Annotated in this window: 16 protein-coding genes; 13 read left to right on the forward strand and 3 right to left on the reverse strand. The window is 71.5% G+C overall.

The annotated features are described in order from the left end of the window. The first annotated feature begins 7 nt into the window (after positions 1 to 7). The 11 genes from OG453_RS24345 (at position 8) to moeZ (ending at position 13,436) form a co-directional block, all read left to right on the forward strand. Positions 8 to 1,399, forward strand: a complete 1,392-nt coding sequence (locus tag OG453_RS24345) for a DUF3152 domain-containing protein (RefSeq protein WP_266870587.1) — start codon at positions 8 to 10, stop codon at positions 1,397 to 1,399. Positions 1,400 to 1,477: 78 nt separating this feature from the next. Beyond that, entirely contained in the window at positions 1,478 to 1,570 is a 93-nt protein-coding gene (locus tag OG453_RS45165) for an Ms4533A family Cys-rich leader peptide (RefSeq protein ID WP_323178664.1), read from the forward strand. A gap of 138 nt (positions 1,571 to 1,708) precedes the next feature. Further along, positions 1,709 to 3,436: an ABC transporter substrate-binding protein gene (locus tag OG453_RS24350; protein WP_266870588.1), complete on the forward strand. Its 1,728-nt coding sequence runs from the start codon at positions 1,709 to 1,711 to the stop codon at positions 3,434 to 3,436. Positions 3,437 to 3,475: 39 nt separating this feature from the next. Beyond that, the gene (locus OG453_RS24355; protein ID WP_266870589.1) at positions 3,476 to 4,468 is read left to right on the forward strand and encodes an ABC transporter permease; all 993 of its coding nucleotides are present in this window, start codon (positions 3,476 to 3,478) and stop codon (positions 4,466 to 4,468) included. After that, complete coding sequence (locus OG453_RS24360) at positions 4,465 to 5,454, forward strand: ABC transporter permease (RefSeq protein ID WP_266870590.1); 990 nt, start codon at positions 4,465 to 4,467, stop codon at positions 5,452 to 5,454. The genes OG453_RS24355 and OG453_RS24360 overlap by 4 nt, the downstream gene beginning before the upstream one ends. Further along, a complete protein-coding gene (locus OG453_RS24365; RefSeq protein ID WP_266870592.1) occupies positions 5,451 to 7,061 on the forward strand; it encodes an ABC transporter ATP-binding protein in 1,611 nt (536 codons plus the stop codon). The genes OG453_RS24360 and OG453_RS24365 overlap by 4 nt, the downstream gene beginning before the upstream one ends. Positions 7,062 to 7,262: 201 nt before the next feature. After that, the gene (locus OG453_RS24370; RefSeq protein ID WP_266870593.1) at positions 7,263 to 9,023 is read left to right on the forward strand and encodes a DUF3492 domain-containing protein; all 1,761 of its coding nucleotides are present in this window, start codon (positions 7,263 to 7,265) and stop codon (positions 9,021 to 9,023) included. Further along, positions 9,020 to 10,312: a hypothetical protein gene (locus OG453_RS24375; protein ID WP_266870594.1), complete on the forward strand. Its 1,293-nt coding sequence runs from the start codon at positions 9,020 to 9,022 to the stop codon at positions 10,310 to 10,312. The genes OG453_RS24370 and OG453_RS24375 overlap by 4 nt, the downstream gene beginning before the upstream one ends. A 191-nt stretch (positions 10,313 to 10,503) precedes the next feature. Then, positions 10,504 to 11,457, forward strand: a complete 954-nt coding sequence (locus OG453_RS24380) for an NAD(P)-dependent oxidoreductase (protein WP_266870595.1) — start codon at positions 10,504 to 10,506, stop codon at positions 11,455 to 11,457. Then, positions 11,445 to 12,194 (forward strand): spherulation-specific family 4 protein, encoded by a 750-nt coding sequence (locus OG453_RS24385; RefSeq protein ID WP_266870596.1) that lies wholly within the window; start codon positions 11,445 to 11,447, stop codon positions 12,192 to 12,194. The genes OG453_RS24380 and OG453_RS24385 overlap by 13 nt, the downstream gene beginning before the upstream one ends. Positions 12,195 to 12,257: 63 nt before the next feature. Then, positions 12,258 to 13,436, forward strand: coding sequence for an adenylyltransferase/sulfurtransferase MoeZ (moeZ, locus tag OG453_RS24390; protein ID WP_266870597.1), 1,179 nt, complete (start codon positions 12,258 to 12,260; stop codon positions 13,434 to 13,436). Positions 13,437 to 13,540: 104 nt separating this feature from the next. Here the strand turns inward: moeZ and OG453_RS24395 are convergent, their stop codons facing one another. The 3 genes from OG453_RS24395 to OG453_RS24405 form a co-directional block, all read right to left on the reverse strand. Continuing rightward, the gene (locus OG453_RS24395) at positions 13,541 to 15,103 is read right to left on the reverse strand and encodes an alpha/beta hydrolase (RefSeq protein WP_266870598.1); all 1,563 of its coding nucleotides are present in this window, start codon (positions 15,101 to 15,103) and stop codon (positions 13,541 to 13,543) included. Positions 15,104 to 15,192: 89 nt separating this feature from the next. After that, a complete protein-coding gene (locus OG453_RS24400; protein ID WP_266870600.1) occupies positions 15,193 to 16,737 on the reverse strand; it encodes an alpha/beta hydrolase in 1,545 nt (514 codons plus the stop codon). Positions 16,738 to 16,880: 143 nt separating this feature from the next. Further along, positions 16,881 to 19,721, reverse strand: coding sequence for a lysylphosphatidylglycerol synthase transmembrane domain-containing protein (locus OG453_RS24405; protein WP_266870601.1), 2,841 nt, complete (start codon positions 19,719 to 19,721; stop codon positions 16,881 to 16,883). Positions 19,722 to 19,882: 161 nt separating this feature from the next. On the opposite strand from OG453_RS24405, the gene OG453_RS24410 reads away from it, so the two are divergent. After that, on the forward strand, positions 19,883 to 20,290 hold the full coding sequence (locus OG453_RS24410; protein WP_323178665.1) for an MGMT family protein: 408 nt from the start codon (positions 19,883 to 19,885) through the stop codon (positions 20,288 to 20,290). Positions 20,291 to 20,479: 189 nt separating this feature from the next. Continuing rightward, positions 20,480 to 23,902, forward strand: coding sequence for an ATP-dependent DNA helicase (locus tag OG453_RS24415; RefSeq protein WP_266870603.1), 3,423 nt, complete (start codon positions 20,480 to 20,482; stop codon positions 23,900 to 23,902). Positions 23,903 to 23,963 lie beyond the last annotated feature (61 nt).

Genomic DNA, 23,963 nt, shown 5'->3' on the forward strand with positions numbered 1-23,963 from the left:
GCGGCACGTGGGACGTCACAGCCGCCGGGGTTCGGCCGACCTCGCAGACAACAGCAGCAGCGCGAGCAGCACCGGTAATCCGCCGGCACAGGGAGCGCGCCCGCCGGGGCCCGGCACCGGGCGGCGCAGGCGTGTGGGCCCGCCGGCCGACACCACCCCCGCGCACGGCGTCCCGCAGGCCACGCCTCCGCACGGAGTGCCGCACGTCCGCGGCGGTCACCCCGAGCAGCGTGACCCGGGCGGCGGCTGGGGCACCGGTTCGCGGATGGGGGCCTCGTACGGGGTCCCGGGCACGCGGAACGTCGCGGGGACGGGGGCCGCGCCGTACGTGCCGGGGCCGCGCCGCGAGTACGTGGACGCGTTCGGCGGCGACGAGTTCGCGGACGAGGACCTGTTTGCACCGGGAGCAGTCCCGGGCGCCCCCGGTACGGCAGCCGTGCCGCCCATACGGACGCCCCACGATCCGTACGCCTCCGTCACCGACTGGGACCGCGCGGTCGACGCGGAGGAGGACGCCCACGGCGACCTCTGGTCCGAAGGGGCGGGCGGGATCGGCGGGTCCGATGGCGTCGACGACGGCGACGAGCGGGACGGCAAGGGCGGCAAGGGCCGCACCTTCACCGGCATCGCGGCCGCCGCGGTCACGACCGTGCTCGCCGTCGTCGTGGCAGGACAGGTGACCGAAGGATCCAAGGACCCGGCCCCCAAGGCCGAGGCCGCGCAGGGCAAGGAGAAGCGCGAGGCCGACGACCCGGCGTCCCGCTCGGACGACCGTCCCACTCCTCCTGACGCCGCCCCGGCGACGTACGAGACGAAGATGGGCGCGAAGTACCCGCTCGACGCGAAGCTCACCGCGTCCGGCGACTTCGACGCGATCGCGGGATTCGACAAGGCGCCGGGCAAGGGGCAGTTGTTCCGCTACCGCGTCGATGTCGAGAAGGGGATGGGCCTGGACGGCGAGCTGTTCGCGGCGGCCGTGCAGAAAACCCTGAACGACGACCGGAGCTGGGCACACAGCGGCGGCCGGACCTTCGAGCGGATCTCCTCGGGGAAGCCCGATTTCGTCATTACGCTGGCCAGTCCCGGTACGACGGCGAAATGGTGCGCGAAGTCGGGGCTCGACACGCTCGAACAGAACGTGTCCTGCGATTCCGCGGCCACCGACCGCGTCATGATCAATGCCTATCGGTGGGCGCAGGGCGCCAAGACGTACGGCGACCGCATCCACCCGTACCGCCAGATGCTGATCAACCACGAGGTCGGCCACCGGCTCGGCTTCAATCACGTCGACTGCACGAAGAACGGCGAACTCGCCCCGGTCATGCAGCAGCAGACCAAGTTCCTCGACCACGACGGAATCAAGTGCAAGGCCAACCCCTGGGCGTTTCCCAAGAGTTGAGACGGAAACGATCGGCGCGCGGTCGTGCCGTGCTCGGCGGCTTTGACATCCGCCGAAAGTTCGTTCATATTTCTCCGCATGTCGCCTCGTCACGCCTCCTCGCGCGCCGCCCTTGAGCTGGCGCTCTTTGGCGTGACCGCGCACTGCGTGTCCGACATTCACTGTTGCTGACGCCCGCCCCTGGCGTGTGCGTCGCTTGCATTCTCATGACCTTTCTCAGGTCCTGACCCTCTTCGGCGACCCCGGGGCGAGCTCTGCTCATTTCCACTGCTCATTCCCCCTGCTCGATTCTCCGAGAGGTCCTTTCCCATGCGTCAACCGTCCGTCATAGCCCGCCGCGTGGCAGCGGCATCCGTCAGCCTGGTCCTGGCCGCGGGCGCCGCCGCCTGCGCGGGCCCCGAGGGCAACGACGCCGGGAGCGGCGGCGCCGACGGCAAGCCCGCCAAGGGCGGCACACTCACCGTCCTCAACAGCGACCCGCAGGTCGACTTCGACCCTGCAAGGCTCTACACCTCCGGCGGCGGCAACGTCCCCTCGCTGGTCTTCCGTACGCTGACCACCCGCAACCGGGAGGACGGCGCCCAGGGCGCGGAGGTCGTCCCGGACCTCGCCACCGACCTCGGCAGGCCGAGCAAGAACGCCACGGTGTGGACGTACACCCTGAAGAAGGGCCTCAAGTACGAGGACGGATCGCCGATCACCTCCGCCGACATCAAGTACGGCATCGAGCGCTCCTTCGCCGGTGAACTCTCCGGTGGAGCCCCGTACTTGAGGGACTGGCTGATCGGCGGTGACAAGTACGCCGGGCCCTACAAGGACAAGAGCGGCAAGGGTCTGAAGTCCATCGAGACGCCCGACGAGCGGACCATCGTCTTCCATCTGAACAAGCCCGAGGGCGAGTTCCCGTACCTGGCCACCCAGACGCAGTTCACGCCCGTACCGAAGAGCAAGGACAAGGGCACCAAGTACGAGGAGCACCCGGTCTCCTCGGGGCCGTACAAGGTCGTCAAGAACGAGAACGACGGCGAGCGGCTCACCCTGGAGCGCAACCCGCACTGGTCGGCGAAGACCGACCCCGAGCGCAAGGCCTACCCGGACAAGATCGACGTGCGGTCCGGGCTCAACCCGTCCGTCATCAACCAGCGGCTCTCGGCAGGACAGGGCGAGGACGCCGCCGCCGTCACCACCGACACGAACCTCGGCCCCGCCGAACTCGCCAAGGTCACCGGCGACAAAGACCTCGCCTCGCGCGTCGGCACCGGGCACTTCGGATACACCAACTACCTCGCCTTCAACCCGAAGGTGAAGCCCTTCGACGACCCGAAGGTCCGCCAGGCCATCTCGTACGCCGTCGACCGCTCCTCCGTGGTCAACGCCGCCGGCGGCTCCTCGCTCGCCGAGCCCGCGACGACGTATCTGCCGAACCAGAAGTCCTTCGGATACACGAAGTACGACCACTTCCCCGCGGGCAAGGCCGGCAACCCGAAAAAGGCCAAGGAGCTCCTGAAGGAAGCCGGTCACAAGGACGGGCTCACCATCACGCTGACCCACTCCAACGCCAAGGACTTCGAGACGAGCCCGGAGATCGCCACCGCGGTCCAGGACGCCCTGAAGAAGGCCGGGATCACGGTCAAGCTGGAGGGTCTCGAGGACAACGACTACAAGGACAAGGTGCACAGCGCCAAGGACGAGCCGGGTCTCTTCCTCGCCCACTGGGGCGCCGACTGGCCCTCCGGCGGTCCCTTCCTCGCCCCGATCTTCGACGGGCGGCAGATCGTGAAGGACGGCGCCAACTTCAACACCGGTTTCCTGGACGACAAGTCGGTCAACGACGAGATCGACGCGATCAACAAGCTGACCGACCTGGACGCCGCGGCAAAGCGCTGGGGCGCCCTCGACAAGAAGATCGGCGAGCAGGCGCTGACCGTGCCGCTCTTCCACCCGGTCTACAAGCGTCTGTACGGCAAGGACGTGAAGAACATCGTGATCAGCGACTGGACGGGTGTCCTGGACATCTCCCAGGTCGCGGTCAAGTAGGGCGAACGGTCAAGTCACCATGAGATCGGTCAACTCACCATGAGCGAGGCCCTGTTGGCCTTGGAGGCGGGGACGGGTGCGCAGGCGCCCGCCCCGGCTTCCGGTACCCGTCAGTTCTGGCGGCGGCTGCGTGCGCAGCGTGCCGCCCTCGTCGCGGCGGCCGTCGTCGCGCTGCTCGTCCTGGTCGCGCTCGCCGCGCCGCTGCTCACCGCCATCGAGGGCCAGGATCCCAGTACGTACCACCCCGACCTCATCGACTCCGGCCGCGGCGGTGTGCCGATCGGCTCGTTCGGCGGGATCAGCGCCGAGCACTGGCTCGGCGTCGAACCGCAGACCGGGCGCGACCTGTTCGCCCGTCTCGTGTACGGGGCCCGGGTCTCCCTCGGCGTCGCACTCGGCGCGACGGTGGTGCAGGTGCTGCTCGGCGTCGGCGTCGGCATCGCGGCCGGGCTCGGCAACCGCTGGGTCGACCAGGTGCTCAGCCGCGCCACCGACGTCATCGTCTCCATGCCGCTGATGGTCCTCTCGCTCGCCCTGATGGCGATCGTGCCGAGCGGCTTCCCGCGCCCCGTCCTGGTCGCCCTGGTCATCGGGCTCGTCGCCTGGGGCAGCACGGCCAAGATCGTGCGCGCGCAGACCATCACCCTGAAGGAGCTCGACTACGTGGCCGCCGCCCGGCTCAGCGGCTGGAGCACCTGGCGCATCGCGCGCCGCGAACTCCTCCCCGGGCTCGCCGCCCCCGTCATCACGTACGCGGCGCTGCTCGTCCCGATGAACATCACGGTGGAGGCCGCGCTCTCCTTCCTCGGCGTCGGCGTGAAACCGCCGACCGCGTCCTGGGGGCAGATGCTGACCTCGGCCGACATCTGGTACCAAGCCGCGCCGCAGTATCTGCTGCTTCCGGCGGGGGCGCTGTTCGTGACCGTGCTCGCGCTGACCGTCCTGGGGGACGGGGTGCGGACCGCGCTCGACCCGCGCGCCGCGTCGCGGCTGCGGATCGGGACCGGGCGGAAGCGGGAGGGCAAGGCATGACCGGCTTTCTGCTGCGGCGCTCGGTGGGCGCCGTCGTCACGCTGTTCGCCATCTCCGTGATCATCTATGCCGTCTTCTACGTCGCTCCCGGCGACGTCGCGCAGATCACCTGCGGTCCGCGCTGCTCACCGGGCCAAGTGGCGCAGGTCTCCGAGCAGTTGCGGCTCGACGACCCGGTGTACGTCCGCTACTGGGACTTCCTGCAGGGGATCCTCGTCGGCCAGGACTACTCGACCGGCACGAGCGTCGAGCACTGCGACGCCCCCTGCCTCGGGCTCTCCTACCAGAGCGACCAGCAGGTCACCCAGCTGATCCTGACGAAGCTGCCGGTCACCGGGTCGCTCGCGCTCGGCGCCATGGTGATGTGGCTGATCCTCGGGGTCGGCACGGGTGTGCTCTCCGCCTGGCGGCGCGGGCGCGTCACCGAGCGCGTCCTGACCGCCGTCACGCTCGCCGGCATGGCCACGCCCGTCTTCGTCATCGGTCTGCTGCTGATGATCGTGGTCTGCGGCCAGCTGGGCTGGCTGCCCTTCCCGCAGTACGTCGCGTTCACCGACGACCCTCAGCAGTGGGCGTGGAACCTGCTGCTTCCCTGGCTCTCCCTCGCGCTGATCGAGGCCGCCAAGTACGCGCGCCTGACCCGCGCCTCGATGCTGGAGACTCTCGCCGACGACCATGTGCGGACCTTCCGCGCGTACGGCGTCGGGGAGCGCTCGATCATCGGCAGGCATGCGCTGCGGGGCGCGGTCGCTCCGGTCATCGCGCTGAGCGCCAACGACTTCGGGACGCTGTTCGGCGGCGCCGTGCTCAGCGAGACGCTCTTCGGTCTGCCCGGCATGGGGCGCGAACTCGTGCACGCGGTCCGCGTCGTCGATCTGCCGGTCGTGGTCGGCATGGTCCTGGTGACCGGCTTCTTCGTGGTGCTCGCCAATGCCGTCGCGGACGTCCTGTATGCGGTGGCCGACCGGAGGGTGGTCCTGTCATGAGCCTGGTTCAAGTGACGGACCTGGTGGTCGACTTCGGGGACACGCGAGCCGTGGACCGGCTCTCCTTCACGCTCGCCGAGGGCGCCGCGCTCGGCCTCGTCGGCGAGTCGGGGTCCGGCAAGAGCACGGTGGCCTCCGCGCTGCTTGGGCTGCACCGGGGCACCGGAGCGGACGTCGGCGGCACGGTGCGGGTCGGCGGCATCGACGTACAAGAAGCGTCCGATGAGGAGCTGCGGCGGCTGCGGGGCGGAAAGGCGGCGATGGTCTTCCAGGACCCGCTGTCGTCCCTCGACCCGTACTACGCGGTGGGCGACCAGATCGCCGAGGTGTACCGCGTCCACACGGGAGCCTCGCGGCGGGCGGCACGCGCGCGTGCCGTCGACGTCCTCGACCGGGTGGGCATCGCGGACGCGCCGCGCAGGGCGCGCTCCCGGCCGCACGAGTTCAGCGGGGGCATGCGCCAACGGGCGCTCATCGCCATGGCGTTGGCCTGCGAGCCCCGGCTTCTGGTCGCCGATGAGCCGACGACCGCCCTGGACGTCACCGTGCAGGCCCAGATTCTCGACCTGCTGCACTCGCTGCGGGCCGAGACGGGGATGGGGCTGCTCCTGGTCACCCATGACGTGGGCGTCGCGGCGGAGAGCGTCGACGACGTCCTGGTCATGCGGCACGGGCGGGCCGTCGAGCACGGGCCCGTGCGGGAGGTGCTCGGGGCGCCCGCGCAGCCGTACACGCGGGAGCTGCTGGGGGCGGTGCCTCGCGTCGACGCGCCGCGCTCGGAGGTCTCCCGCGCGGAAGTCTCCCGCGCGGAGGGCGACGTCGTACTCGAAGCGGTCGGTCTGCGGCGGGAGTTCGGGCGCGGCAAGCGGGCGCTCGCCGCCGTCGACGGGGTCTCGCTCACGGTCCGCAGGGGCGAGACGCTCGGGGTCGTGGGCGAGAGCGGCAGCGGCAAGACGACGCTCGGGCGGATGCTGGTCGGGCTCCTCGAACCGACGGCCGGGGAGATCCGCCACGCGGGCTCCGCAGGTCATGGCGTACGGCCCGATGTGCAGATGGTCTTCCAGGACCCCGTCTCCTCGCTCAACCCGCGGCGCGGCGTGGGGGAGTCCATCGCCGATCCGCTGCGCGCGCGGGGCGGGCGCGATGAGACCTCGGTGCGCGATCGCGTACGGGACCTGATGGCGCGCGTCGGCCTCGATCCGGCGCACTACGGGCGCTATCCGCACGAGTTCAGCGGCGGCCAGCGGCAGCGCGTCGGCATCGCGCGGGCCCTCGCCGCCGAGCCGCGGATCATCGTGTGCGACGAGCCGGTGTCGGCGCTCGACGTGACGACCCAGGCCCAAGTGACGGCCCTGCTCGCCGAGTTGCAGCGAGAACTGGGGCTCGCGCTGGTCTTCATCGCGCACGATCTGGCGGTCGTACGCCAGGTCAGCGACCGGGTCGCGGTCATGCGGCAGGGGCGCATCGTCGAGTCCGGCACCGTCGACGCGGTGTACGGCGCGCCCCAGGAGGCGTACACCAGACAGCTGTTGGCGGCCGTCCCCGCACTCGATCCGGACGCGGCGGCGCGCCGCCGCACGGCCCGCAGGGAGCTGGCCGCAGCATGACTCTCCGTAGCTGAGAAGCGCTTTCGGCGTGCCCTAGCGCGACAGAACGCTACCGGCACGGGAAAGTTACGGCCGTTCACCCCTTTTGGTGGCGTGATGGACAACCGTCCATCACGCCACCGTCATGTCCGCATACGTTCGTCCCGCTGCGAGCCGCCGAGCCAACGGTGGCTCCCCAGATGGGAGATCGGGGGTGTACGCGTGCGCATCGGACTGCTTACGGAGGGTGGCTATCCGTATGTGAGCGGTGAGGCCAGGCTCTGGTGCGACCGGCTCGTGCGCGGGCTCGGGCAGCACGAATTCGACATCTACGCCCTCAGCCGCAGCGAGCGGCAGGAGGCGCGGGGCTGGATCGAGCTGCCGCCCCAGGTCAGCAGGGTGCGGACGGCGCCGCTGTGGACCGTCGACGACGGCGTCGCCCTCGGCGCGGGGTACGGACGGCGGGCCCGGCGGCGGTTCGCCGAGTCCTTCGGGGAGCTGGCCGCGGTGATCTGCCGCTCCGGGGCGCCGGGCGGCGCCGAGGACTCGGACGAGTTGGCGGACCGTTTCGGCAGCGCCCTGTACGGCCTCGCCGAACTCGCCCGCGACGAAGGCGGTCTGGTCGGCGCGCTGCGCTCCGAGGCGGCCGTGCGCGCCCTGGAGGTCGCCTGCCGCGCACCGGGCGCGCTGCGGGCCGCGCGCACCGCGCGGGTGCCCGATCTGCTCACGGTGGCGTCCCTCGTCGAGCGCGCGCTGCGGCCCCTCTCCCTCGACTGGTACGCGGACGACGACCTGGGCGCGGTGGACCTCTGCCACGCCACGTCCGGCGGCCCCGCGGCGCTCCCCGGACTCCTCGCCAAGCACTTCTCCGGAGTGCCGCTCCTGGTCACCGAGTACGGCGTGCAGCTGCGGGCGCACTACCTGGCGGCGGGCGACGAGGCGCCGAGCGCGCCGGCGCGGGCGCTGCTCACCTCCTTCCACGGGCGGCTCGCGGCCGAGGTGTACCGCCAGGCCGCGATCGTCACGCCGGGCAACACGCACGCGCGGCGCTGGCAGGAGCGGTGCGGCGCCGAGCGGTCGAAGCTGCGGACGGTCTACCCGGGCATGGAGGTGTCCCGCTTCGCGGAGGTCGGCGAGCGGGAGGACCCCGGGGACCCCGACACCCTCCTCTGGGTCGGGCGCATCGAACCCGCCAAGGACCTGATCTCGCTCCTTCACGCCTTCGCGGAGATCCGCAAGGAGGAGCCGAAGGCGCGGCTGCGGATCGTCGGGGCACCCGCGGAAGGGCCGGAGGCGGCCGCGTATCTCGCGCACTGCGGGGTGCTCGCCGCGCAGCTCTTCCCCGACGAGGCGGAGGGCGTGCACGCCGTCGGCGACAACCCCGTGTCCTTCGAGGAGATCGGGGCGCCCGCGACGCCCGAGCTCGCGGACGCGTACGAGGCGGGGAGCGTCGTCGTCCTCTCCAGCGTCGTCGAGGGCTTTCCGATCAGCCTGGTCGAGGCGATGTTCTGCGGGCGCGCGACGGTCTCGACGGACGTCGGCGCGGTCGTCGAGGTCATCGGCGGCACCGGGCTCGTGGTGCCGCCGCGCAATCCGCGGGCGCTCGCCGAGGCGTGCGTGGCCCTCCTGCGGGACCCCGGGCGGCGCGAGCGGCTCGGCGCGGCGGCGCGTGCGCGGGCGCTCGAACTGTTCACCGTGGAGCAGAACGTCGAGGCGTTTCGCGGCATTTACCTGGAGATCGTCTCGCACTGCCCGGTGCACAGGGACGCGGTCGACGACGCGGGCGAGCCGGTGCCGTTCGGCAATCCGGCGGAGGCGTATGTGCCGGGGCGGTGGGCCGCGGGGGGCGGGGCTGTGGACGGCGGGGCTGCGGACGCGCGTGTTCCTGGCGTGCCCAGCTGGGCGGTGCCGGAGCCGACCGCGGCTGTGCCCGTGGCTCAAGACGTCGAGGGGCAGGGGCAGTTGAGAGGGGCGGGCGTATGACGCGGCAGCAGAAGGTGGACGCGCCGAGAGCCCCGGAGGGCGCCGCCGGGTGGGACGCCCGCTCGGCGGATCTGGCGGCGGAGGCGTTCGGGGAGTCGGAGGCGATCGTGGGGGAGCCTGTGGCTTGGCGGGCGGCCGGTGGCGGCTCCAGTACAGGTCCTTCGGGCGCTCCAGGTGCTGCGGGGGGTGTTCGTCCCCCGCGCCGCGGCGCCGTCGACCCCGTGAAGGCGCTGATGCACCGGCACCGTGAGCTGTGCGAGCGCGCCGTCGACCCGCTGGAGATCGCTGCGGGGCTCGAGGCGCACGGGGTGACCGACCGGACCGCCGTGCGGTTCCGGCACCGGGATGTCTTCGCGCTCGCCGAGGAGATGTACGCGCGCGTGCCCCGCGACGACGACGAACGGAACCTCCCCGTGGTGCAGCCCTCGCCGGGAACGCCCGGTGCCTCCGCCGGGTGGGCGCTGCTCGCGCTGCTGCCGGGAGCGGTGTGCGGGCTCGCTGTCGCCGGGGCCGAGCTGACCGAGGGGCGTGCGCGGCTCGCGGTGGGGCTCGGCGGGGCGCTCGCCGTGGCTGTGGCGCTGCGGGTCGCGCTTCGGTACGGGACGCCGGGCCCGGGAGCCGGTCTTTCGGGTGGCGTGCGCCACGCGCCGCCGGCCACGCGCGCGTGGGTGTGCTGGTTGGTCGCGTACGGGGTTCTCGGTGACGGGCTGCTGCGGGGCGCCGTCTCGGGCGGGCCCGACGGGTCGTGGGCGGCTTCGACGGCCACCGCCCTGGGGCTCTCGCTCGCTGTCGCGCCCGCGGTCTGGTGCGCCCGGCTGTTCGCCGTGCGGGCGCGAGGGCGGCTCTCCACCAGTCGGGGGCTCGACGAATTCACCTCCTCCGCACGGCCGTTGCTCCTGGGCGTCGTCCTGCTCTTCGGCTGTGCGCTGGGGGTGCTGCTCGCGGTGTCCGCCGCGGTGGTCCCTGCGGGCGGCGGGGCGGGCGTCGGGGCCGGGGCGCTCGGGGTGCTGCTGTTGCTGGCCTGGCTGCTTTCTTCGTACGGCTTCACTCGGGCGCCGCTGCTGATGCTGGGGGCCGCGGGCGTCGCGGAGGCGGGGGCCGTCGCCTCCGTGTTCGCGGGGCGGCTGCCGGGGGTCGAGTGGGTGGCCGTACCGGTGGAGGGCGCGGTCGACGCGTGGGGGCCCGGGGTGGTCCCGCTGGTCGCCTGCGGGGCCGCGGTGCTCGTGCTGCTGCTGCACTGCGGCCGGACCCTGACCCGTGCCTCCGCGCATTCCTATGGGGCGCCGTGAGGGTGCCATCCGACGGACGCCCGGCAGCGGAGCGCCGTTCCCACCCCAGAACTCTCTCTCCCGCGGGGCCGACACCGCGGGCCTTACCCCGTGACAACGCGGGCCTTACCCCGTGACAAACGGCAACCCCCTGAAGGAGAACCCCAGATGAGCACCCTCAGCATCCGAGAATCCGACCCGGGAGCCGCCCGATGAGGGTGCTGCTGATCGGAGCCAATGGATACCTCGGCCGTTTCGTCGCCGACCGGCTGCTCGCCGACCCGGCCGTGCAGCTCACCGCGCTCGGGCGCGGCGACGACTCGGACGTACGGTTCGACCTCGCGAGCGGCAGCCCCGGCGCGCTCACCCGTTTCCTGGACGCCGTGCACCCCGGAGTCGTCATCAACTGCGCGGGCGCCACCCGCGGCGGCGCCCGCGAGCTGACCCGGCACAACACGGTGGCCGTCGCCACCATCTGCGAGGCCCTGCGCCGCAGCGGCTGCGGGGCGCGGCTCGTGCAGCTGGGCTGCGGCGCCGAGTACGGGCCGAGCCAGCCGGGCTCCTCGACCGCCGAGGACGCCGTGCCGAGGCCCGGTGGGCCCTACGGGGTCAGCAAGCTCGCCGCCACCGAGCTCGTGCTGGGGGCGGGGCTCGACGCCGTCGTCCTTCGGGTGTTCTCGCCTGCGGGGCCCGGCACCCCCGCCGGATCACCGCTCGGGCGGCTCGCCGAGGCCATGCGGCGGGCCATGCAGTCCGGCGACGGCGAGCTGAAGCTCGGGGGGCTCGGCGTGCAGCGGGACTTCATCGACGTACGCGATGTGGCGCGCGCCGTGCACGCCGCCTCGCTCTCCGCCGCCCAGGGGATCGTGAACATCGGCGCCGGCCGAGCCGTACGTCTGCGTGACGCGGCCGCCGTCCTGGCGCGCGTCGCGGGGTACGGCGGAGCCCTGCACGAGCTCGACCAAGGGCCCCTGCGGCAATCCATCGGGCACCCCCGCTCCGAATCCGACCACGGGGGCCCGGCCGCCTACCCCTACCCGGACGGCTGCGGCAGCTGGCAGCAGGCGGATGTGCGCACCGCGCGCGACCGCCTCGGCTGGCGCCCCCGGATCAACCTCGAAGAGTCACTCGCCGACATCTGGATGGAGGCGGCATGCCGCATCTGACCAGCACAGCCACGGGCACCGCGCACACGGACGTACGACTCGGCTTCGGCGTCCCGGGCTTCGCCCACCCGCTCGTCGCGCCCGCCGAATGGTCCGAACTCACCCGTCCTGGCACCCCTCTGCACTGGGTCGTCCTGAACGTGGCGGGCGGCCCGGGGGACCGGCCCGACCCGCACTGCCTGGAAGCGGCGGGGCGGCTGCGGAACGCGGGCGTCCGTGTTCTCGGTCACCTCGACGCGACCTACGGCGCCCGCCCCTTCGGCGAGATGATCTCGGACGCGCACCGCTACCTCGACTGGTACCAGGTCGACGGCTTCTCCCTCGACCGCTGCCCCACCGAGCGCGCCGCGCTTCCCGAGGTGCGCCGGACGGTCACCACCCTGCGCGCGCTCTGCGACGACGCGCACATCGTCCTCGGGCACGGCACCCATCCCTATCCCGGATACGCCGAATCCGCCGACCAATTGGTGACCTTCTCCGGCCCCTGGAGCGACTACCGCTGGTCCCAGGTGGCCGAGTGGACCGCCGACTACCCGCCCGAGCGCTTCTGCCACTTCGTGCACGGCATGCCGCGCGGCCATCTCGACGAGGCCATGCGCATCGCGCGCTGGCAGGGGGCCTCGACGATCTACTTCACCGACCACATAGAGCGGGGCGGCCCGAACGACCCGTGGGAGTCCATGCCCGCGTACTGGGACGAAATCGTCTCGCGTATCGGAACGGGTGTCTCGGAATGAAGAAGGCCGTGGCAGTGTTAACCGCAGAACAACCGTTCCGAAATACCGACCAACGGAGTCCCCGTGTCGCTGCCACCCCTGGTCGAGCCAGCATCTGAGCTCACCGTCGACGAGGTTCGCAGGTACTCCCGCCACCTGATCATCCCCGACGTCGGGATGGACGGGCAGAAGCGGCTGAAGAACGCCAAGGTGCTGTGTGTCGGCGCCGGCGGCCTCGGGTCACCGGCGCTGATGTACCTCGCCGCGGCGGGCGTGGGCACGCTCGGCATCGTGGAGTTCGACGAGGTCGACGAGTCGAACCTGCAGCGCCAGATCATCCACAGCCAGGCCGACATCGGCCGCTCCAAGGCCGCGTCCGCGAAGGACTCCGTCCTCGGCATCAACCCGTACGTGAACGTGATCCTCCACGAAGAGCGGCTCGAGGCCGAGAACGTGATGGACATCTTCAGCCAGTACGACCTGATCGTCGACGGCACGGACAACTTCGCCACGCGTTACCTGGTCAACGACGCGTGCGTGCTGCTCAACAAGCCGTACGTGTGGGGTTCGATCTACCGCTTCGACGGCCAGGCGTCCGTCTTCTGGAGCGAGCACGGCCCGTGCTACCGCTGCCTCTACCCGGAGCCCCCGCCGCCCGGCATGGTCCCGTCCTGCGCCGAGGGCGGCGTGCTCGGCGTGCTCTGCGCGTCGATCGGCTCCATCCAGGTCACCGAGGCGATCAAGGTCCTGGCCGGCGTGGGCGACCCGCTGGTCGGCCGCCTGATGATCTACGACGCCTTGGAGATGCAGTACCGCCAGGTCAAGGTCCGCAAGGACCCCGACTGCGCGGTCTGCGGCGAGAACCCCACCGTCACCGAGCTCATCGACTACGAGGCCTTCTGCGGCGTCGTGTCCGACGAGGCCCAGGAGGCGGCGCTCGGCTCGACGATCACTCCCAAGCAGCTCAAGGAGTGGATCGACGCGGACGAGAAGATCGAGATCATCGACGTGCGCGAGCAGAACGAGTACGAGATCGTCTCGATCCCCGGCGCCAGGCTGATCCCCAAGAACGAGTTCCTCATGGGCACCGCCCTGGAGAGCCTCCCGCAGGACAAGAAGATCGTCTTGCACTGCAAGACGGGTGTCCGGTCCGCGGAAGTCCTCGCCGTACTGAAGTCCGCGGGCTTCGCGGACGCGGTGCATGTGGGCGGCGGCGTGATCGGGTGGGTCAACCAGATCGAGCCCGACAAGCCGGTCTACTAGGCGTAGTGCCTGAACGGAGATGGGCCCCGCACCTATGAGGTGCGGGGCCCATCGCCTTAACGGCTCGTCCTCAAACGCCGGACGGGCTGGAGTGGGCTGGTGTCTCAGGACTCGCAGACCTTGCCGTTCTGCGGGACCTTGCCGTCCAGGAGGTAGCCGTCGACCGCGTCGTCCACGCAGTCGCTGCCGCTCCCGTAGGCCCCGTGCCCCTCGCCCTTCCAGGTCAGCATGACGCCCGTGCCCTTGCCGAGCTCGTCGGTCATCTTCTGCGCACCCTCGTAGGGCGTCGCCGGATCTCCGGTGTTGCCGACCACCAGGATCGGGTCCGCGTCGGGGGCGGAGACGTCGGGGGAGTCGTGCAGCCCGGCCACCGGCCAGGAATGGCACCAGCCCGCCGTGTCCCAGCCCATGAACTCGCCGAAGACCGGCGATATCTCACGGAAGTCGGCGAGCTGCGCCTTCGCCTGCGCGGGCGTCGGGCGCGCCTTGCCGTCGCGGCAGGAGATGGAGCGCTGCGAGTGGCTCTGTGTGCTGTAACGGCCGGACGGGTCCCGCTCGTTGTAGGCGTCGGCCAGCTGCAGCAGCGCCGATCCTTCGCCCTTCTCGGCCTGCTCCAGGCCGTGGGTCAGGGCGGGCCAGCTCTGCCGGCTGTAGAGCGTGACCGTGATGCCGGTGAGCGCCAGGGACTGGGTGAGCTTCCGGTCGCCCGATCCGGGCAGCGGCTCGGCGTCCAGGCGCTTCAGGAGGCGCACTATCTTCTGCGAGCCCGCCTTCGGGTCCTGGCCCGACGACTTCAGATAGTTCTCCAGGGCGCGCTGGAAGCCCCGCGCCTGGTTCTTGGCGTGGCCCACCGAATCCGCACTCGGGTCGACGACGGCGTCCAGGGTGAGGCGCCCCACCTTCTTGGGGAACAAGTGCGCGTACGTGCCGCCCAGTTCGGTGCCGTACGAGATACCCATGTAGTGCAGCTTCTCGTCGCCGAGGACCTGGCGCATCACATCCATGTCGCGGGCCGCCTCGACCGTCGAGACATGGCCGAGGAGCTTGCCCGAGTTCCGCTCGCAGCCCGCACCGAAGTCGGCCGCGTCCTTGAAGTACGCCGCTTCCTCGGCCGGGGTGTCCGGAGTGAGGTCGACGGACTCCGCGGCCTGCGTCTCCTTGTCGCTGCGGCAGCGCACGCCCGCGCTGCCCGCGACGCCACGCGGGTCGAAGCTCACCAAGTCGTACCGCTCGCGCAGCGTGTCGTACGAGTCGGCGAACGACGGCAGCATGGAGACGCCGGAGCCGCCGGGGCCGCCGAAGTTGAACAGGAGTGAGCCGATGCGCTCGCCCTTGCCGGTGGACCGGGCGCGTATCAGGGCGATGTCGATCGTCTCGCCGTCCGGCTTCGCGTAGTCCATGGGGACCTTGAGGGTCGAGCACTGCCACTCGGAGCCGGGCGCGGGGTCCTGGCCCGATGCCTTGCAGCCGCCCCAGTCGAGCTTCTGGGCGTTGATCGTCGCGGGCAGCGTAGAGGAGGGATCGGGCCTCGGCTCCTGCCCGGGTCCGGTCGGGGCCGGCTTGGCGTCGTCCTCGCCGCCGTCCGACGAACCGCCGCAGCCGACGGCGAGCCCCGCCACCAGGACCCCTGCGGCAGCCAGAGCTGCTGACCGTACGAAACGCGGCATGGAGCGCTTCCCCCCTTGGAAGACAGTCAAGCCATAGTAGGCGGGGCTTCTGACAGTGCCCTTGGCGGGCTTGGTCCCTTATGTGCCGCTTATGCGCAGACCGTGCCCGCCTTCGGCACGGTGCCGTCCAGCAGATAGCCGTTCACCGCGTCCCGTACGCACTTGTTCTTGCTGTCGTACGCCCCGTGCCCCTGGCCCTTGTACGTCAGCTCGACACCGACGCCCTCGCCCAGCGCCTGAGCCATCTTCTTCGCGCCCTCGTACGGCGTCGCGGGGTCGCCCGTGTTGCCGATGACGACGATCGGCGGCGCGTCCGACGCGCTGACGTCCGGATGGTCGGCGGCGCCCTGCACCGCCCAGTCGGTGCAGCCGACCATGCCCCAGGCCAGATAGTCGCCGAACAGCGGGGAGGCCTTACGGAACTCGGGGAGCTTCTCCTCGACGTAGTCGGCGGTGTAACGCGCCTTGTCGTCGGCGCAGTTGATGGAGATGTTGGCGGCCTGGATGTTGCTGTACGAGCCGTCCTGGTTGCGGCCGTTCATGGCGTCGGAGAGCGTCATCAGGATCCTGCCGTCGCCGTCGTACGCCTGCTCCAGGCCGTCGGTGAGATACGGCCAGAAGTCCTTGGAGTACAGCGACTGGGCGATGCCGTTGGTGGCGGCGGTCTGGGTCAGTTCGCGCGGCGGAAGGGCGGGCAGCGGCTTGGCGTCCAGGTCCTTCAGGAGCTTTGCGATCCGGTCCTTCACGTCCTGCGCGGTGTCGCCGACCGGGCAGTCCTCGACCTTCGACGTGCAGTCCTCGGCGAAGTTGTCGAGCGCGAGCTGGAAGCCCTCGGCCTGGCCCAGCGAGCCCTGCTCCGCCGTCTCGGTGGGATCGACGACGGCGTCGAAGACGGCGCGGCCCACCTTCTTCGGAAACAAGTGGGCGTAGACGCCGCCGAGTTCGGTGCCGTAGGAGATGCCGAAGTAGTGCAGCTTGTCGTCGCCGAGCACCTGCCGCATCAGGTCCATGTCGCGGGCCGCGTCGGTGGTGCGTACGTGGGGGAGCACCTCGCCGGAGTTCTTCTCGCAGCCGCCGTTGAAGCCCTTCACGTTGTCGAGGAGCTGTTTCTGCTCCGCGTCGTCGTCGGGCGTGGAGTCCTGCTGGAAGTACTCGTCGAGCTGCTCGTCGTCCTCGCACTTCACGCCCGCGCTGCGGCCGACGCCGCGCGGGTCGAAGCTCACCAGGTCGTAGCGGGTGCGCAGCTTGGCGTAGTCCTGTCCGAAGGCGGGCAGCGTGGTGATGCCCGAGCCGCCGGGGCCGCCGAAGTTGAAGACGAGCGAGCCGATCCGACGGTCCTGCTCGCCGCTGGCAGCCGCGCGGATCAGCGCGATGTCGAGGGTGTCCCCCTTGGGCTTGTCCCAGTCGAGGGGGGCCTTCATGGTGGCGCACTGCCACTCGGCGCCGCCGGGCAGTGGCGACGGGGCCTCACCACCGCCTTCGGAGGCGTCGGGCGCGGGGCAGTCCTTCCAGCTGAGCTTCTGGGCCGACAGATCCTCGTCCTTGGCGTCGTCGCCGCCGCAGGCCGTGGCGGTCGATGACAGCAGGGCGACGGTGGCGGCCAGGACAGCGGCACGCGCCTTCAGGTTGGGCATGCTTCCCATCCTGCGGGGGGCGCGGACGGGGCGCACGGCTGGCTCGGCCTTCCGTGATCAGGCGCTCTGATCAGGCGCTCTTCTTAAGAAGAGGGCAGCCTCTCTTAAGAAGAGGGCAGCTTCCTCAAGAAGAGCGCCGCTTCCTAAAGAAGGCCCTTCCTTGTCAGGTGGTTGAAGTACAGCCACCCCGGAAGCACCGGAAGCCACAGCGTGAGCAGCCGGTAGAGCAGCACCGCGGGTGCCGCCACGTCCTTGGGCACGCCCACCGCGACCAGCCCGAGGGTGAGAGTCGCCTCGACCGCCCCGATGCCGCCGGGCGTGGGCGCCGCCGAGCCGAGCGCGTTGCCGGCGAGGAAGACCACGGCGACGCTGGCCAGGGTCAGCGGCTTCATCTCCGCGGTGCTGAAGGCGCGTACCGAGGCGTCCAGGCACAGGACGAACAGCAGGGTGAGCAGCAGCATGCCGCCGATGCCGGTGAGCAGCTTCTGGGGGCGCTGCAGTACGTCGAGCATGCGCGGCACGACGCCCGCGAACAGCGAACGCACGCGCGTGACGACGAATTTCCGCAGGAACGGGATCGCGGTCACCACGAGCACCAGGACCGCGACCGACAGCAGACCGGCGATGACGGTGCGGGAAGGCGACAGGGACGGCGTCTTCTCCGTACCGGTCAGATAGCCGAAGACCATCAGCAGCATGATGTGCGAGCCGAGCCCGAACAGCTGCGAGGCCCCGACGCTCGCCACCGCGAGACCGGAACGCACCCCGGAGCGCTGCAGGAAGCGGGTGTTGAGCGCGACGCCGCCCACCGCGGCGGGCGCCACGATCTTCACGAACGACCCGGCGACCTGCGCCTGCACGGTCCGCAGGAACGGCACCCGCTCCGGCACGAAGCCGAGCAGGCTCATCGCCGCGGCCAAGTAGCTCAGCGCCGAGCAGGCCACGGCCACCGCGACCCAGCCCCACTCGGCCTCGCCCACGATCGTGCCGAAGTCGACCTGCGTGAGCTGCGAGAGCAGGAAGTACGCGCCGATGGCACCGGCGATGAAACTGATCAGCGTGCGCGGCCTGATCCGTTCGAGCTGAGCAGGCTCGACGGGCGCCTGCGGCCGGATGAGCAGCACCTGGTGGCGGATCTGGGTGAGCAGATCCTCCTCGCGTGCCTGCTCCAGGGCCACGTCTATGGCCAGCTTCTCGGCCTGCTTCTCCGCGCGCACCGCCTTGCGGTCGGGGCTCTTCGCGCCCTCCGCGGTCTCCGCCTCGTCGGCTTCGGCGGTCGTCGGAGCGGCCTCGCTGCGGGCCAGCTTCTCCTTGCGGGACGCTTCGAGGACGGCCTCGCGCTCGCGCTGTGACCGCTCCCTGGCCCGCTTGCGCAGCGTGCCGCGGGTGGCGCGGGTGAGGGCGATCGGCTGGAGCAGCGGCAGACAGTCGGCGACCGTGTCGGGGCCGAGCACATCCAGGGCGGTCGCGACCGCGCGCTCGGCGCCCACCCGCAGCCCGAAGGTGGTCAGGAGCTGGGCGATGTCCATCCGCAGGACCAGATCACCGGCGGCGATCTCACCGCCCCGCAGGTCCGTCAAGATCACCGTGCCGGAACGATCCACCAGAATCGCGTCGCCCTGGAGCCTGCGGTGCGCGATCCGCCGCGACTGCAGCGCCTGCACCTGCCGCCAGGTGTCGCACAGCAGCTCGTCGGTGATGGCGTCGTCCGGCAGCGAGTCGAGAGAACGGCCGCCCGTGTGCTCGTACACGAGCATCACCGCGTCGGGGCCGAGCTCGGAGGTGGCGATCAGCTTGGGCGCGTCGGCCCCGGCCGAGATCGCCGCGTACGCGAGGAGCGCCTCCTGCTCCAGGGCCTGGCGCAGCGACTGCAGGCTGCGGCGCTGGGTGATGCCGCGCAGCGTGAGTCTGCGCCATACGCGGTAGAAGAAGCCCTGCGCCTGCTGCTCTCGGTCGATGACCGTGACGTCCAGGGGCGGGCCGTCCTCCAGGGTGACGAAGTAGCGGCGGCCGCGGTCGCCGTGCTCCCCGCTGTCCGGGGACTCCTCGCGGGCCGCGCTCACGGGGTGGAAGCCGACGTGCCGCAGGCCGGCGAGGAGCGTCTGGCCGGTGGGCCTGACGTTCGGCGAGCCGACCGCGTACAGCGTTCCGTAGGCGACGCTCCAGCCGAGGAGCACGGTCAGGATGATCGAGAACGGCGTCGTGTAGCCGGTGACCAGCATGGTGAAGGCGTCGAGCAGCAGCACCACCCACAGCACCACGCGCCAGCGTGGTCGGCGGGACATCCCGACCGCTGTCATGTACGCGATTACGGGTGCGAGATAGCCGTGCACCGGATCGGTGAGCGCGTTCAGATCGCCGGGAGACGGCCGGGTCAGCGCCTCCTGGATGGAGTCCGGGGCGGCCCTGGCGACCCAGAGGTCGGTGGCGAGCGTCACGCCGTGCGCCAGGACGGCCGCGAGGACACCGTCGGCGATGCGCAGCCCGTCCCGTTTGACCAGGCGCTCGATCGCGAACGCGACGGGGACGAGCAGGACACCGATGCTCGCGGTGAGGCCCGCGAACCTGATCAGCGCGTCGGGAGCCTGTTCCGTGCCCTTGTCGATGTCCTGGGCGAGGCCCGACGTCGTACCGTGCGCGAACGCGGCGATGGCGAGGAGCACGGCGATCGCGAGGATGCCGATGAGCAGCCGCATCAGGTCCGAAGGACGGTGCACGCGCGCGGCGAGCAGCGGTTCGTCACCGGCGACGCGGTCGGTGTGCGGCTCCGTCTCGTCGGCGCAGTCGTCGGAGACGAAGGCGTGCGCGCCCTCTGCTTCGGTGCCGGGCTGCTCTTCCGCGTTCGTCGGGTGCTTCGCGTGCTTCTCGTTCTTGTTCAGGGAGTGCCCACCGGTGTCCGGGTGCGACTCGGCCGCAGGGGTGCCCACCGTCTCATCGGGGTGCACATCCTGCTGCTCCGTCGTCTCTTCTTGATCTCGTATCACCAGTCACCGCCCGCACGATGGTGGCATGTCCGGCGGACAGAGGGGGGCATCAGGGTGCGATGTGGGGGCGCGAAGTGTTCCCTGGGCGCCAGTTTGTCTCGTACTGCACGCTCTGTCGCGGGACGGTCACGGTGTCGGTGGGGTACGGCAGGATGGTCCGGATGAGCGAGGAGAGCCGAGCGGAGCATGGGCTTCCGGAGTACCCAGAGTATGCGGAGCGGGTTCTCGAGGTCGCGGAGCTGATCCCTCCGGGGCGGGTGATGACCTACGGGGACGTGGCGGAGTGGCTCGAGGAGGGAGGGCCCCGGCAGGTCGGCCGGGTGATGGCTCTCTACGGAGGAGCGGTTCCGTGGTGGCGTGTGGTGCGCGCGGACGGTGTGCTGCTGCCGGGCCATGAACTGCGGGCGCTCGACAACTACCGCGCGGAGGGCACGCCCCTGCGCGAGGCGAGCCGTGCGGCCGAGGGCCATCTGCCCCGGCTCGACATGCGGCGGGCGCGCTGGGACGGCGGTGACGCGGCGGGCGGCGGCGGTGCCGATCGCCCGCAGGCTCCTCAGGCTCACACCTGACAGCTTCCGCCATCGGGCGGCCGCACGGGGGACCGGTGGCCCGTACGGGGGAAGCGGCACGTCCCGCACGCCCGCTGGCGTAGCGTCGACAGCACGCATTTCTCTCACCCCGCAGTCATCGCGCAGCCGTTTTTCGACCAGTAGACCCACCAGTTTCGACCAGCAGACCCACCAGGACCGGCGACCCACGTGAGTTCCCCTTCATCAGCTCGGCACACCCGGCACCTGCCGCACCACCCGGTGCGACAGGGGACCCCGGGCGCCTATCGACTGGTGCGTACCCCGCCGGTCCGCGTGGATCCCCCTCGTCTTGACGCACCCCAGCGCGCGGTGGTTGACCACTCCGGAGGACCGCTGCTCGTCCTCGCGGGTCCCGGTACGGGCAAGACGACGACGCTCGTGGAGGCCGTCGCCGCGCGGATCGCGAAGGGCACGGAACCGGAGCGGGTCCTCGTCCTCACCTTCAGCCGCAAGGCCGCCGTCGAGCTGCGCGACCGCATGGCGCTGCGCATAGGGGCGGCGAAGGCCCCGCAGGCGACGACCTTCCACTCCTTCTGTTACGCCCTGATCCGCGCCCACCAGGACGCCGATCTGTTCGTCGAGCCGCTCCGCCTCCTCTCAGGGCCCGAGCAGGACGTGGCCGTGCGCGAGCTCCTTGCGGGCCAGATCGACCTGGAGGCCGAGGGGATCGGCCGCGTCCGCTGGCCGGACGAACTGCGCGCCTGCCTGACGACGCGGGGCTTCGCCGACGAGGTACGCGCGGTGCTCGCCCGCAGCCGTGAGCTGGGCCTCGGGCCCGACTCCCTGGACGCGTTCGCCCACCGCGCGGGGCGGCCCGACTGGGGCGCGGCGGCGGCGTTCCTCGCCGAGTACCTGGACGTGCTCGACATGCAGGGTGTGCTCGACTACGCGGAACTGGTGCACCGCGCGGTGCTGCTCGCGCGGCGCCCCGAGGTCGCGCGGGCCCTTGCCGCGCAGTACGACGCGGTCTTCGTGGACGAGTACCAGGACACCGATCCCGCGCAGGTGCGGCTGCTCGACGCGCTGGCCGGCGGTGGGCGTTCGCTGGTCGCCTTCGGGGACCCGGACCAGTCGATCTACACGTTCCGGGGCGCCGACGTGAACGGCATCCTGGAGTTCCCCGGCGACTTCCCGCGCGCGGACGGCACCCCGGCGCCGGTCGAGGTCCTGACCACGTCGCGCAGGTCGGGTGCCGGTCTCCTCGACGCCACCCGGCTGCTCACCCGCCGTATGCCGCTGACCAGGCTGCCGGCGGAGAAGGTGCGGGCCCACCGCGAGCTGGCCGCTGTCCGGGACGGCGGCCGGGTCGAGGCGTACACGTATCCGACGTCCGGCGCGGAGCTCGACAACATCGCGGACATCCTGCGCCGCGCACACTTGGAGGACGGCGTCCCCTGGGGCGAGATGGCGGTCCTGGTCCGCGCGGGCGCCCACACGATCCCCAGGGTCCGCCGCAGCCTCACCGCCGCGGGCGTCCCCCTGGACATAGACGGCGACGACATCGCCCTGCGCCACGAGCCGGCGGTCACGCCGCTGCTGACGGCGCTGCGGGTGGTGGCGGAGGCGGTCACTTCTGGAGGGGATGTCTCCGTGGGAGGTGCCTCTGAAGAGGGGGTCTCCGAAGAGGGCGTCTCCGAAGCAGGTCTCTCCGAAGCGGGTCTCTCCGAAGAAAGCGCCCCCGAGGCGGCTGACGCGGGGAGTGAATTCGTTCCGCCCGCCTGGCTCGACACCGAGACCGCGCTCACCCTCCTCACGTCCCCCCTCGCCGGCATGGACGCCGCCGACCTCCGACGGCTCGGCCGCGCGCTGCGCGAGGAGGAGCGCGCCGCGGGGAATCATCTGCCGCCTTCTTCGGACGAGCTGCTTGCCCGCGCGCTCGCCGAGCCGGAGCGGCTCGTCGCACACGATCCCGCGTACGCCCGTGGCGCCCAGCGGCTCGGCGCGCTGCTCCGCAAGGCCCGTGAGCGCCTCGCGGGCGGCGGCACGGCGGAGGAGGCGCTCTGGGAGCTGTGGGACGGCACTCCGTGGCCGCGCCGCCTGGAGCGCGCCGCACGTCGCGGCGGGGCCGCCGGGCGCAACGCGGACCGCGATCTCGACGCGGTCTGCGCCCTGTTCGCGTACGCCTCCCGCGCCGAGGAGCGCACCGGAGGGCGCGGCGCCCTCAACTTCCTGGAGGAGACCGAGGCGCAGGACATCGCCGCGGACACCCTCAACCGCAGGGCCGTACGCCCCGACGCCGTACGCCTGATGACGGCGCACCGCTCCAAGGGCCTCGAGTGGAGGCTCGTGGTGGTCGCCGGCGTACAGGAAGGCCTCTGGCCCGACCTGCGCCGCCGCGGCTCTCTCCTGGAGGCCGACCGCATCGGCAGCGACGGCCTCGCCGAGCCCCTCACCCCCGGAGCACTCCTCTCCGAAGAGCGCCGGTTGTTCTACGTGGCCGCCACGCGCGCGCGTGAACGCCTCGTCGTCACCGCCGTCAAGGCACCCGCGGACGACGGCGACCAGCCATCGCGCTTCCTCACTGAACTCGGCGTCGAGCCCAAGGACGTGACGGGCCGCCCGCGCCGCCCCCTGTCGGTCTCCGCGCTCGTCGCGGAGCTGCGCGCCACGACGGTCGACCCCCGGGTTTCGGACACCCTCAGGGAGGCCGCCGCGCACCGCCTGGCCCGCCTCGCCGCGCTCAGCGACGCCGACGGACGCCCCCTGGTGCCGTCGGCGCACCCGTACCGCTGGTGGGGCATGTACGAGCCGACGGCGAGCGAGGTCCCGCTGCGGGACCGCGACAAGCCCGTCGTCCTCTCCGGAAGCGCCCTGGACCAGCTCGCCAACACCTGTTCCCTGCAGTGGTTCCTGGGCCGCGAGGTGAAGGCGGACGCCCCGGCGACCGCTGCCCAGGGCTTCGGCAACGTGGTCCACGTCCTGGCCGACGAGGTCGCGTCGGGCAGGACCCCCGCCGACCTCGCCGTCCTCATGGAGCGCCTCGACTCGGTCTGGGACTCCCTCGCCTTCGACGCCCCCTGGAAGTCGGCGCAGGAGAAGGAACACGCGCGCGTGGCGCTCGAACGCTTCCTCCAGTGGCATGTGATGGACCGCGCGAGCCGTACCCCGGTCGCCAGTGAGCACGACTTCGACGTGACCCTCGAAGCGGGCCCCTACGAAGTACGCGTGCGCGGCTCCATGGACCGCGTCGAGCAGGACACCGAAGGCCGTGCCTACGTAGTCGACTTCAAGACCGGCAAGCAGACCCCGAGCGCCGCCGAGGTGGCCCGCCACCCCCAGCTCGCCGTCTATCAACTCGCCCTCCGCGAGGGCGCGGTGGACGACGCCTTCGACGGCGTACGCCCGGAAGCGGGCGGCGCGGAACTGGTGCAGCTGCGCCAGGGCGCCGCCAAGAAGGACGGCGGCGAGAGCCTCCCCAAGGTGCAGGCACAGGAGCCGCTCTCGGGGGAGTGGGTGGGCGATCTGCTCGCCACGGCGGCCGGCAAGGTCCTGGACGAACGCTTCTCGCCGACCACGGGCCAGCACTGCACGCACTGCGCCTTCCGCGCCTCGTGCAGCGCACGCCCGGAGGGCCGGCACGTCGTGGAGTGACGTCAGCGGCAACGCCACCATTGGTGGCCAAGCTCACGTCTCGGCAGCCGCGTTCATAGCA

Origin of the sequence: Streptomyces sp. NBC_01381 (assembly GCF_026340305.1) — a bacterium.
In the GTDB taxonomy this organism is placed as follows: domain Bacteria; phylum Actinomycetota; class Actinomycetes; order Streptomycetales; family Streptomycetaceae; genus Streptomyces.